The organism is Actinomyces bowdenii (genome assembly GCF_017592395.1).
Lineage (GTDB): Bacteria > Actinomycetota > Actinomycetes > Actinomycetales > Actinomycetaceae > Actinomyces > Actinomyces bowdenii.
Genome location: NZ_JAGFOU010000001.1, coordinates 110,561 through 122,182, shown reverse-complemented (window position 1 = coordinate 122,182; position 11,622 = coordinate 110,561). Strand labels below are relative to the sequence as shown.

General features: G+C 72.2%; 11 protein-coding genes. All 11 read left to right on the top strand.

All coding sequences use genetic code 11. From position 1 onward, the window contains the following. Window positions 1–34 precede the first annotated feature (34 nt). The 11 genes from topA to J5X07_RS00475 all read left to right on the top strand — a co-directional run bounded on the left by topA (window position 35) and on the right by J5X07_RS00475 (window position 11,616). Window positions 35–2,935: a type I DNA topoisomerase gene (topA, locus tag J5X07_RS00525; RefSeq protein WP_124934221.1), complete on the top strand. Its 2,901-nt coding sequence runs from the start codon at window positions 35–37 to the stop codon at window positions 2,933–2,935. 168 nt (window positions 2,936–3,103) lie between these two features. Then, on the top strand, window positions 3,104–3,586 hold the full coding sequence (locus J5X07_RS00520) for a DUF3060 domain-containing protein (RefSeq protein WP_208478318.1): 483 nt from the start codon (window positions 3,104–3,106) through the stop codon (window positions 3,584–3,586). A gap of 16 nt (window positions 3,587–3,602) precedes the next feature. Beyond that, a complete protein-coding gene (locus J5X07_RS00515) occupies window positions 3,603–4,328 on the top strand; it encodes a response regulator transcription factor (protein ID WP_208478392.1) in 726 nt (241 codons plus the stop codon). Window positions 4,329–4,612: 284 nt separating this feature from the next. Continuing rightward, a complete protein-coding gene (locus J5X07_RS00510) occupies window positions 4,613–5,701 on the top strand; it encodes an ATP-binding protein (RefSeq protein ID WP_341769354.1) in 1,089 nt (362 codons plus the stop codon). Between the two features lie 10 nt (window positions 5,702–5,711). After that, the gene (locus J5X07_RS00505; RefSeq protein WP_208478317.1) at window positions 5,712–6,983 is read left to right on the top strand and encodes an OmpA family protein; all 1,272 of its coding nucleotides are present in this window, start codon (window positions 5,712–5,714) and stop codon (window positions 6,981–6,983) included. Between the two features lie 174 nt (window positions 6,984–7,157). Continuing rightward, entirely contained in the window at window positions 7,158–7,820 is a 663-nt protein-coding gene (locus J5X07_RS00500) for a DUF3060 domain-containing protein (RefSeq protein WP_208478316.1), read from the top strand. A gap of 124 nt (window positions 7,821–7,944) precedes the next feature. Next, window positions 7,945–8,625, top strand: coding sequence for a DUF3060 domain-containing protein (locus tag J5X07_RS00495; protein WP_208478315.1), 681 nt, complete (start codon window positions 7,945–7,947; stop codon window positions 8,623–8,625). Window positions 8,626–8,766: 141 nt separating this feature from the next. Next, the gene (locus J5X07_RS00490; protein WP_208478314.1) at window positions 8,767–9,414 is read left to right on the top strand and encodes a DUF3060 domain-containing protein; all 648 of its coding nucleotides are present in this window, start codon (window positions 8,767–8,769) and stop codon (window positions 9,412–9,414) included. Window positions 9,415–9,726: 312 nt separating this feature from the next. After that, window positions 9,727–10,128 carry a GntR family transcriptional regulator gene (locus J5X07_RS00485; RefSeq protein WP_124934801.1) on the top strand — a complete coding sequence of 134 codons (402 nt, stop codon included), beginning with the start codon at window positions 9,727–9,729 and terminating at the stop codon, window positions 10,126–10,128. Then, window positions 10,125–10,952, top strand: a complete 828-nt coding sequence (locus tag J5X07_RS00480; protein WP_124934800.1) for an ABC transporter ATP-binding protein — start codon at window positions 10,125–10,127, stop codon at window positions 10,950–10,952. Before J5X07_RS00485 ends, J5X07_RS00480 begins: the two co-directional genes overlap by 4 nt. Next, a complete protein-coding gene (locus J5X07_RS00475) occupies window positions 10,945–11,616 on the top strand; it encodes an ABC-2 transporter permease (RefSeq protein WP_341769353.1) in 672 nt (223 codons plus the stop codon). Before J5X07_RS00480 ends, J5X07_RS00475 begins: the two co-directional genes overlap by 8 nt. The last annotated feature ends 6 nt before the right edge of the window (window positions 11,617–11,622 follow it).

Genomic DNA, 11,622 nt, shown 5'->3' with positions numbered 1-11,622 from the left:
GGCCCGCTGCGCCCTGTCGGTAAGGAAGATCTGCGTGTCCACCAAGCTCGTCATTGTGGAGTCCCCCAACAAGGTGCGCTCCATTGCCGCCTACCTCGGCGATGACTTCGAGGTCGAGGCCTCGGTCGGGCACATCCGGGACCTGCCCCAGCCCTCGGAGCTGCCCGCCTCCATGAAGAAGGGCCCCTACGGGAAGTTCGCCGTCGACGTCGAGGACGACTTCACGCCGTACTACGTCGTCAACCCGGACAAGAAGAAGACGGTCGCCCAGCTCAAGAAGGCCCTCAAGGGCGCCGACGAGCTCTACCTGGCCACCGATGACGACCGCGAGGGCGAGGCCATCGCCTGGCACCTCCAGCAGGTCCTCAAGCCCACGGTGCCCGTGCGCCGCATGGTCTTCACCGAGATCACCCGCGAGGCCGTCACCCGGGCCCTGGACAACACCCGCGAGCTGGACATCCACCTGGTCGATGCCCAGGAGACCCGCCGCATCCTGGACCGCCTCGTGGGCTACGAGGTCAGTCCGGTCCTGTGGCGCAAGGTGCGGGCCGGGCTGTCGGCCGGCCGGGTCCAGTCCGTGGCCACCCGCCTGGTGGTCGAGCGCGAGCGCGAGCGCATGGCCTTCCGCTCCGCCTCCTACTGGGGGGTGGAGGCCCGCCTGACCACGGTGCTCTCCGCCGTGGACATCCCCGCCCGCGAGGCCTCCTCCTTCACCGCGCGCCTGACCTCTCTCGATGGGCGGCGCGTGGCCACGGGCCGTGACTTCAAGGATGACGGCGAGCTGCGCCCGGCGGCGCTCAAGGCCTCGGTGGTCCATCTCCACCAGGTGGGGGCCACGGCGGTGGCCGAGGCGATCGGCCGGGGTGAGCCGCGGGTGGCGGGTCTGGAGGAGAAGCCCTACCGGCGCCGCCCGGCGGCCCCCTTCACCACCTCCACGCTCCAGCAGGAGGCCTCCCGCAAGCTGCGGATGAACCCGCGGGAGACGATGCGCGTGGCCCAGGGCCTGTACGAGAACGGTTTCATCACCTACATGCGCACCGACTCCACGGCGCTGTCGGGTCAGGCGGTGGCCGCCGCCCGCGCCCAGGTGGCCGAGCTCTACGGGGCCGATTACGTTCCCGACAAGCCGCGCATCTACGCCTCGAAGTCCAAGGGGGCCCAGGAGGCCCACGAGGCCATCCGCCCCGCCGGGGACCACTTCCGCACCCCGGCGCAGGTCTCCTCCCAGCTCACCGGCGCCCAGTTCCGCCTCTACGAGCTGATCTGGAAGCGCACGGTGGCCTCACAGATGGCCGACGCCGTGGGCTCGACCGCCACCGTGAGCGTGGAGGTGCCGCTGACAGCGGCCGGCGGGGAGTCGCGCGACGCCGGGCCGACCTTCTCGATGGCGGGCCTGAGCGCCTCGGGGACGGTCATCACCTTCCGCGGATTCCTGGCCGCCTATGAGGAGGGCCGGGACGCCGAGCGCTACCAGGAGGACTCCGGGGCCTCCTCCAAGGACAGCAGGGACATGCGCCTGCCCTCGATGATCGCGGGCCAGGAGCTGTCGCCCATGGGCGTGGATGCCAGCGGGCATGAGACCACCCCGCCGCCGCGCTACACCGAGGCCTCCCTGGTCAAGGCGCTGGAGGAGCGGGAGATCGGCCGTCCCTCGACCTATGCGGCCACGATGTCCACGATCTCGGATCGCGGCTATGTCGAGCACCGGGGCCAGGCCCTGGTGCCCACCTGGCTGGCCTTCGCGGTCACCCGCCTGCTGGAGGAGAACTTCACCGAGCTGGTGGACTACGACTTCACCGCCTCCATGGAGCGGGACCTGGACCGCATCGCCGCGGGCCAGGAGGACCGGGTGAGCTGGCTGACGCGCTTCTACAACGGCTCCCGGGGCGAGGGGGGCCAGGAGGCGCCCCCGGAGGCCACCGGCCGGGCGGGCCGGGAGCTGACTGAGCGCGGCCTGCGGGGCCTGGTCGCGGGCCTGGGGGAGATCGACGCCCGGGACATCAACTCCATCCCCATCGGTGAGGGCATGACGCTGCGCGTGGGCCGCTACGGCCCCTACCTGGAGGATGCCGAGGGCAGGCGCGCCAATGTCCCGGCCGACGTCGCCCCCGATGAGCTGGATGTGGACAAGGCCCGCGAGCTGTTCGCGCGAGCCGCCGACGACGGGCGCGAGCTGGGCCTGGACCCCTCCACCGGGCACATGATCATCGCCAAGGACGGGCGCTACGGGCCCTACGTCACCGAGGTCCTGCCCCAGCCCGAGGAGGGGGCCGTGCAGGCCGCGCAGGCGCCGGCCGAGGCGGCCAAGGGCGGGACCGGGCGCCGCGCGGCCAGGGCGGCCAAGGGCCCGAAGCCCCGCACCGCCAGCCTGCTGAAGTCCATGGACCTGGCCACGGTGAGCCTGGAGCAGGCCCTGGACCTGCTGAGCCTGCCGCGCGTGATCGGGCAGGACCCGGACTCCGGTGAGGACATCACCGCCCAGAACGGGCGCTACGGGCCCTACCTGAAGAAGGGGGCGGACTCGCGCTCCCTGGAGACCGAGGAGCAGATCTTCTCGGTGACCCTGGAGCAGGCCCTGGAGCTGTTCTCCCAGCCCAAGCGCCGTCGGGCCCAGTCCACCCGTGGCCCGCTGCGCGAGCTGGGGACGGACCCGGCCACGGGGCGGCCGGTGGTCATCAAGGACGGGCGCTTCGGCCCCTACTTCACCGATGGCCAGACCAATGTGACGCTGCGCCGCGATGACGACCCGGCCACGGTCACCCCCGAGCGCGCCTACGAGCTGCTGGCCGAGAAGCGCGCCAAGGGCCCGGCCAAGAAGCGGACCACCCGCAAGACCACGGCGAGGAAGACCGCGAAGAGGACGACGAGGACGAGCGCCAAGGCCTCGACGGCCAAGGCGCCGGCCGCGGGCGCCGGGGGCGGGGACGGGGAGTAGCCCGGTGCCGGGCGGCACCCGCTGAGGGCCCGGGGCCGGTGGCGGGCGCTGATCGTCCCAGGTGGGGGCGGTCGCAGGACTGCGATGATCCGGCGACGCCCCGGCCACACCAGTGCCGTATTGTATGACCTGTACAATTTCCCTGCACCGCTCCGAGAGGAGATCCCTATGGGTCCTCAGCCGTCCCGTCGCGCCGCGCTCCTGCTGCCCCTGGCTCTATCCGCTGCCCTGAGCTCCTGCTCCGTGAACCTGGGCTCTGATGACTCGGGGGGCTCCGGCGACTCCGGGGCGCCGCAGGCCGGGGCGCCGTCCGGGAGCGCCACTGCCGGCATCAGCGATCCCGCCTGGCTGGGGATCCTCCAGGACGGGCAGCACCAGGAGGTCTCGGGCAGCTACACCGTGGCCAGCTCCGACCAGGTCCTCAATCTCACCGGTGAGCTCGAGACCCTGCTGGTCATGGGCTCGCAGGTCTCCGTCGCGGCTGAGAGCGCCGAGTCGATCACGATCCAGGGCTCTGATGTCGTGGTCTATGCCCGATCGGCGCAGACCATCCAGGTCATGGGCTCGCGGGTCACGGTCCGCTACCTGGAGGGATCCCCGGTGGTGGTGGATCTCGGCTCGGACAACTCCATCGAGAAGCTCGAGCAGTGAGGCGGCCGTGAGCCAGATGCCCACCACCCCCGCCGGGGCGCCCGCCACGGTGCTGCTCGTCGACGACGAGGCCCCCATCCGCCGATCCCTGGGCCCCTACCTGGAGCGCAGCGGCTACCGGGTGATGCTCGCCTCCGATGGGGCTGAGGCCCTGGACATCCTGGGCTCCTACGAGATCGACATCGTCGTCTCCGATGTCCTCATGCCCCGCATGGATGGGCGCGAGCTGGTGCGCCGGGTGCGCGGGACCGGGGCCTGGACGCCGATCATCCTGCTCACCCAGGTCGATGCCTCCTATGAGCGGGTCTCGGCCCTCGACGATGGGGCCGATGACTACCTGTCCAAGCCCTTCGACCCCGCCGAGCTGGCCTCGCGGATCCGCGCGGTGCTGCGCCGCACCCGCGGCTCCGTCCAGCCCCTGACCTCGGCCCCGCGGCTGAGCGCGGGGGAGCTGGTGCTGGACCGGGCCTCGCGGCGCGTGACCCTGGGCGGCAGGGAGCTGGCGCTGACGCCCAAGGCGACGATGCTCCTGGACTACCTCATGAGCCACCCCGGTGAGCTCCACTCGCGCGAGTCCCTGCTGGCCTCCCTGTGGGGCATCGACTTCGCCACCTCCACGCGGGCGGTGGACCACCGCATCCGCGAGATCCGCCAGGCCCTGGGGGACGACGCCTCCCACCCCACCTATATCGAGACGGTGCCCAGCGTGGGCTACCGCTTCCGCGCGGGGGTCCATACGTGAGCGCGGCGGGGGCCCAGGGCTCCGGGCCCGGGGCCCGCCGGCCCCGCAGCAGGCCCCTGCCGGGGACCATCCCCCCGGCGACCGGGGCCGCCTCGGCGCGCCGGGCCGCGCCCGCCCAGCCGATCCCCCCGGCCGCGCCCGCGCTCACCCCTCCCGGGACGCCGTCGCCGCCTGTCCCGGGGCCGGCCACGGAGCGCCTGACCAGCCGGCCTTCGCCGGGTGCGCCGTTGCCGGTGGCTGCTCCCGCGCAGTCCCCGCCCGCGGCTCCGGGGACGCCCCTGCCGGTGGCTGCTCCCGCGCAGCCCGGGCCGGCGGTGCCGGGGGCGCCCTCCCCCGTGGCCCCGGCCGCCTCCTTCACCCCGGAGTCGGCGCCGCAGGCCCCGGCGCCCGGTCCGGTGGGAGATGGGGAGGCGGCTCCCGGCGGGCGCCGGGGATGGCTGGTCTGGGCGGCTGCGCTGGGGCTCACCGTCCTGGCGGCGGCCCTGGCCCACCTGCTGGTCGGGCAGGGCCGGATGATCATCGCGGTGTCCCCGGCGCTCCTGGTGGCTGAGGCCGGGGCGCTCCTGACGTCTCTGGCCGCCGCCGTGGTGGCCGTGCGGCGGTGGGGCGGGCGCGTGGGCCGGCGTGCCCGCCTCCAGGCCCAGCGCGAGGCCTGGTCCCAGCACCAGCAGTTCCTGCGCCGCCTGGACCACGAGCTGAAGAACCCCCTGACGGCGGTGCGCGCCGCCGTCGCCGACATGCCCCAGGCCAGCCGCGCCGAGCGCAAGGCCCGTCTCGAGGTGGTCGATGCCCAGGCCCGCCGCATGGGCCGCCTCATCACCGACCTGCGCAAGCTGGCCGAGCTGGAGACCGCGCCCCTGGCCCTGGAGGACGTGGATCTGGCCGAGACCGTCACGGATGCCGTCCAGGCCGTCAGCGAGGAGATCGCTGCGGCGGGCAACCACACCCTCATCCGCCTGGACCTGCCCCAGGTGCCCTGGCCCCTGCCGCATGTGAGCGGCGACGGCGACCTGCTGTACTCCGCCATCTACAACGTGCTGTCCAACGCCGCGAAGTACACCCCCGCCGGCGGCAGCATCGAGGTGCGCGGTCGTGAGGAGGCCGGGACCGTGGCCATCGAGGTCGCCGACACCGGGATCGGCGTGCCCGCCGCGGACCTGCCGGTGGTGTGGAGCGAGCTGGGGCGGGCCGGCAATGCCCGGGGCCTGCCCGGATCCGGGCTCGGCCTTCCCCTGGTGGCCACGATCGTCCGCCGGCACGGGGGTCGGGCGGGCATGGCCTCCCGCCAGGGCGTGGGCACGCGCGTATGGCTGTCACTGCCTGTCGCAGGACCGCGACAGGCTGGGGACAGCCGGGCGACAGCCGACCAGTAATCTTGCCGTTATGACGCACATGATCCCCGCGCGGCGCTCCCTGATCCTCGTCTGCGCCGCCGCCACCGCCCTATCCCTGTCCTCCTGCGCCCTGAGCCTGGGGGGCTCCTCGCAGGGCGGGGCAGCAGCCTCTCAGGAGGCCGTCGAGACCAGCACCAGCACCGGCGCCGGTACCCAGGCCTCGGCATCCGGCGCTGCACCGTCGTCGACCGCGGCCGCGACCGCGAGCGCGACGGCCTCCGGCCCCACGGTGCCCGGCTACGCGGTCGGCGAGATGCCCCCGGTGCCCCTGTTCGCGCTGCCCGATATCAGCGTGCTCACGGACTCCGGCAGCGCCTTCACCCCCGACCTCACCCGCTCCATCGCCTCTGTCCCGGGCATCACGGTCACCCCCGCCCGCTGCGATCAGCCGGGCGTGCTGGCCTCCAGCACCACGGTCCTGGGCGAGGGCTCGATCACCCACTCCTCGGACAGCGGGTCGGTGACCAACCACGGGGACGGCTCGGGGACCTACTCCGACGGCCAGGTCTCCATCACCAACCACGGGGACGGCTCGGGCACCTACACCAACGGCCAGGTCTCCATGACGGTGCACGGGGACGGCTCGGGCACCTACTCCGATGCAGCCCTGTCGGTGACGGTCCACGGCGATGGCTCGGGGACCTACTCCAACTCCCTGACGGGGGAGTCGATCACCATTCACGGTGATGGATCGGGCACGTACAGCGCGGGGAAGGTCTCCATCACCAACCACGGGGACGGCTCGGGGGTCTACAACGATGGCACGATCTCCATCGTCAACTACGGTGATGGCTCCGGCCTGGTCAACACCGAGGAGGTCTCGATGAGGCCCCTGGCCAAGGTCGGCAGCATCGGGGACTTCCCCACGATCGACGCCGTCAAGCCGGTGACCTCCTGCGGCACGGTCATCACCCTGGAGGATGGGGTGCTCTTCGACTTCGGCTCGGCGCAGGTGCGCCCCGATGCCGCTACCACCCTGGGCAACCTGGCCACGGTGCTGCGCGACTCCGGGGCCCCCAGCATCCAGATCCACGGGCACACCGACTCGGTGTCCGACGACGCCTTCAACCAGACCCTGTCCGAGGATCGCGCCCGGGCGGTGATGACGGCGCTCCAGGGCGACGGGGTGAGCGCCTCCATGGAGGCCACCGGCTATGGCGAGACCCGCCCGGTGGCCGCCAATGAGAACCCCGATGGCTCCGACAACCCGGCCGGCCGCCAGCTCAACCGGCGGGTGGAGGTCTTCATCCCCGCCTTCTGAGCCGCCGCTGGCGCGGCGGGGCCGGTGGGAGAGGGCGGCGCCTCGCCCCCCACCTGCCCCGGTGCCCCGCCCCGGCACTCCCGCCTCATCCCGATCCCCCGCACGACTCCTCGCGCGCTTTCGCGCCACCTTCCTACCCCTTCGCACCTCATTGCCAGTTCTTCAGGAGTACCCATGAGCATGTCCACCCGCCGCTGCCTGACCGTCGTCGCCGCCACGGCGCTGTCCCTGAGCCTGGGCGCCTGCGCCATCAGCCTGGGCGATTCCCAGGGCTCCTCGGCCTCCGAGCAGGCCTCCGGTCAGCAACAGGCGGCGACCTCGGCACCCGAGGTGGCCCAGGAGCCCGCCTCCGCCGCGTCTGCCCCTGAGGGCGGCCAGCCCAGTGCCCAGCAGCCCGCCGACCAGCACTCCGCGGCGGTGGGAGACCCGCAGGCCGGGGCGGCCGGCAGTGCGGGCGGTGCCGATACCGCTCCCGCCTCGGGGGACCGCCCCGGGGCCTCGGCCACGATCACCGACTCCGACTGGCTCAGCGCTCAGGGCTACATGGACAAGACCATCCAGGGCTCAGGCGCGGTGCTTATCGATGGCGCCAACGAGTACACCCGAGTCGAGGGCGATGTCGCGACACTGACGATCACGGGCGGCAACGCCACCATCATCGCCGACCACGTCGACACCCTCGTCATCAAGGGCGCCAACGCCGAGGTCTATGTCCGTGATGTCAACAAGGTCGTCCTCCACGGCAACAACGCCGAGGTGGTCTGGGCTGGCCGCACCCCGCAGGTCGAGGACTTCGGCGCCAACAACGAGACACGTCTCCAGGGTACGGGGGATTGATCCTGGCTCCGGCCCCGCCCTCCCCTGCCCGGGCGACGCAGTAGTGGTCGGCCCGGCCGCCGCCTGTCCTGCTGCGTCCCTCTCCATGCATCTGCTCACCACCATCGTCCTTCTAGGAGCTCTCATGATCCCCTCCCCCCGTTGCTCCCTCGCCGCCCTGGCCGCCGCCGCGCTGTCCCTGAGCCTGGGGGCCTGCGCCATCACCCTCGGCGGCTCCGGGGGGTCCTCGCAGGCCTCCCAGGCCTCGGGTTCGGCTGATACCCAGAGCACGCCCGCGAGCACTCTGGAGACTCCGGCCCCCGAGATGCAGGCCCCCCAGTCCCCGTCCGCGGCGACTCCCGAGGCCCCGGAGCAGGGGGCCTCCCCGGGCGGTGCGCAGTCCGCGCAGCCCGGCGGCGCGGGCAGCGCGGGCAGTGCGCAGGGCAGTGCGGGGGCCGCGCCGGCCTCGGGGGATCGTCCCGGTGCTGCGGCGAGGATCACCGACCCCGACTGGCTCAGCTTCGAGGGCAGTGTGGACAAGACCGTGCGCTCCACGGGGGCCGTGCTCCTGGACAAGGAGTATGACGAGGTCCGCATCGACGGGGATGTGGCGACACTGACCATCACTGCGGACAGCGTGGAGGTCGTGGCCGACTACGTCGACACCCTGGTGATCAAGGGCGCGTATGTCGACGTCTACGTCCGCGACGTCAACCGGGTCATCATCCACGGGGACAGCAATGAGGTCGTCTGGGCCGGCAGTACCCCGATCGTCGAGGACTTCGGCTCCTACAACGACACCGGCCTCCAGGGCTCCCGGGACTGAGCGCCCGGCATGCGCCCCCACCCCCAGGGGGCGCATGCCGGATCAGGGCGAGATGCCCACCGGATTGCGCGTCCCTGCCGGAACCTGCCCGGCTCGCCAAGACCTCCTCCTCTCATCACCCGCCTCTCCCCAGGAGCCCTCATGACCTCGATGACCCGTCGCCTCCCCGCCGTCCTGGCTGCCGCCGTGCTGGCCCTGAGCCTGGGCGCCTGCAGCATCAACCTCAGTGGCCCGGGCGGCTCCTCGGACTCCGCGCAGGCCTCCCAGGGCGCAGAGGCCACCGGGGCCGCACAGGCCAGCGCGCCCGAGCAGGAGGCATCCGCCGATGCCCAGGGCGGTGTTGCCGGGGCGCGGTCCTCCCAGTCAGCCCAGGCCGGGGCGGCCGCATCCGGCCCGGCCGGCAGCGCGGAGCGCCCCGGGGCCTCGGCGGCGGCCGACAGCGAGCTGTGGCAGCGCCTGAAGGGCACGGCGCTGAGGCACTCGCGCTCCGAGGGCGGTGACATGACTCTCCAGGGCCAGCAGTGCGGCTACATCGAGGGCGACATCGCCACCCTGACGGTGGCGCAGGACGCCTCCGGGGGTGTCATGGCCGAGCATGTGGAGCACCTGACGGTCAACGGCTCGGGCCTGATCGTCATGGTGCAGGACGTCGGCCGGGTGACCATCACGGGCAGTGAGGTCGTCGTGGCCTGGGTGGGGAGGACCCCGGTGGTGGAGGACTCCGGCACCGGCAACGCGACGGTGGCCTTCGACCAGCTCGACCAGGGTCTGTACTGGACCTGCTCCTGAGCCGGACCCCATCCCTGACCGCCAGCATCCCCGTCCTCCTCTTGCACATCTTCAGCAGTGCTGCGCCTGGAGTGGCCCCGCGGCTCTGCCGAGAGAACCGGGTCGATCGCCTCCGGGCCCACTGAAGATGTGCAGGTCCCCCCAGTCTGCACATCTTCGGAGGGTCCTGCGGCGAGTGGACCCGGCGATGCGGCGGGATTCCGCGGCTGGGCCGGCTGCGGGGGTGCTGAAGATGTGCAAGAGGAGGACGGGCGGGAGTTGACGCCGCCATGCACCTACTGTCTATAGTGTGCATGTACGGAAGGAGTAGTCATGCCGCTCACGGTCGTCCTGTCCAACACGGCGGGAGTGCCCATCTATGAGCAGATCGCCCAGCAGGTCAGGGACGCGATCCTCACCGGCCAGGTGGAGGCCGACGAGATGCTGCCCTCGATCCGTGCCCTGGCCCGGGACCTGCGCGTCAGCGTCATCACCACCACCCGCGCCTACTCCGACCTCGTCGCCGATGGCTTCCTGGCCAATGTGCCCGGCAAGGGCTACTTCGTCCTGCCCCGGGACTCCGAGCTGGTGCGCGAGCAGGTGCTGCGCGAGGTCGAGGAGCACCTCGACCGCGCCGTGGAGCGCGCGCGCCTGGCCCAGCTCAGCGACGAGGAGCTCCACGACATGCTTCAGACCATCATCACCACCTCCACCACCTTCAAGGACAAGCAGTGAACCCCGTCGAGATCTCCCACCTGACCAAGCACTACCCGGGCTTCAGCCTCAGCGACGTCACCTTCTCCGTGCCCGCCGGCTACGTCACGGGCTTCGTCGGGGCCAACGGCTCGGGTAAGACCACCACCATCAAGGCCGCCCTGGGCATGATCCACCCCGATGCCGGCTCGGCCACCACCCTGGGCCATGAGCGCATCGGCGTCGTCTTCGACGCCCCGCCCTACAACCCCGAGTGGCGCCTGAAGGACCTGGGCCGGGGCATCGGGCGCTTCTACCCCTCCTGGTCCCAGGAGCGCTACGACTCCGAGCTCCAGGCCGCGGGGCTGGCCCCCACCAGGAAGGTCAAGGAGCTCAGCCGGGGCATGGGCATGCGCCTGCAGATGGCGGTGGCCCTGGCCCACGATCCCGAGCTGCTCATCCTCGATGAGCCCACCGGCGGGCTGGACCCCCTGGCCCGCGCCGAGATGGTGGACATGCTCGCCCAGTTCATGGTGGAGGAGGGCCGCACCATCCTGTTCTCCACCCACATCACCTCCGACCTCGATCGGCTGGCCGATTACCTGGTCATCCTCAGCCGGGGCAGGGTCGTGGCCAATGGCACCGCCGAGGAGATCATCGGCTCCTTCCGACTCGTGCGCGGCACCCCCGAGCACCTGACCGACGCTGTGCACCAGGTCAGCCTCGGGCTGCGCAGCACCCAGCTGGGCTGGGAGGCCATGATGCCGGCCGATGCCGCCGAGGCGCTGGCCGACCGCATCGTCGTCGAGGCCCCCACCATCGAGGACCTCGCCGTGCACATCGCCAAGGAGGCGGGCCGTGAATGACCTCATGAGTGCGCACGTGCGCGAGCACCCCGGGACCGCAGCGGCGGCCGGGCCCGGGCGTGCCGGGCGGCTGCCGGCCCTGGTGCGGCTGCACCTCCTGGGCCTGAGGGGCCCTGCTCCCTCCCTCCTCGGCCTTCTCCTCATGACCGGCGCCCTCAGCCTCCTCATCGCCGATACCGCCCCGGTCACCGGATTCCTCGCGGGGACCGCCCTGGTCGGGGGCCTGTCAGGGGTGATGGTCGAGCGCTCGGGCAGCAACCGCCTGCTGGCCTGCCTGCCCGTCTCCCGGGCCGAGGTCGTCAACTCCTACTGGGCGGTCGCGGCGCTTCTCCTCCTGACCGCCTCGTCCCTCCACGCCGTCATGGGCCTGCTCATGGGTGCGCATCCGCGTCAGCTGCTCGTCCTCCCCCTGGTCCTCATCGCGGGGCAGGCCCTGGGAATCCCGGTGTTCCTGCACTTCGGGCGCGGGCGAGGCCTGCTCATCTGGATGAGCTCGATCGTGGTCCTGGGCGTGCTGGGCCTGCTGATCCTCGGCTTCGGGCCGATCCAGGGCCTCGCCCTGGGGACGGGGCTGGGACGCGGCGTGCTCCTGGCCCTGGGGGCCGGCGCCCTGACCGGCCTGTGGGCCCTGAGCCACCGGCTCTACCTCGGGCAGGACCAGTGAGCGCCA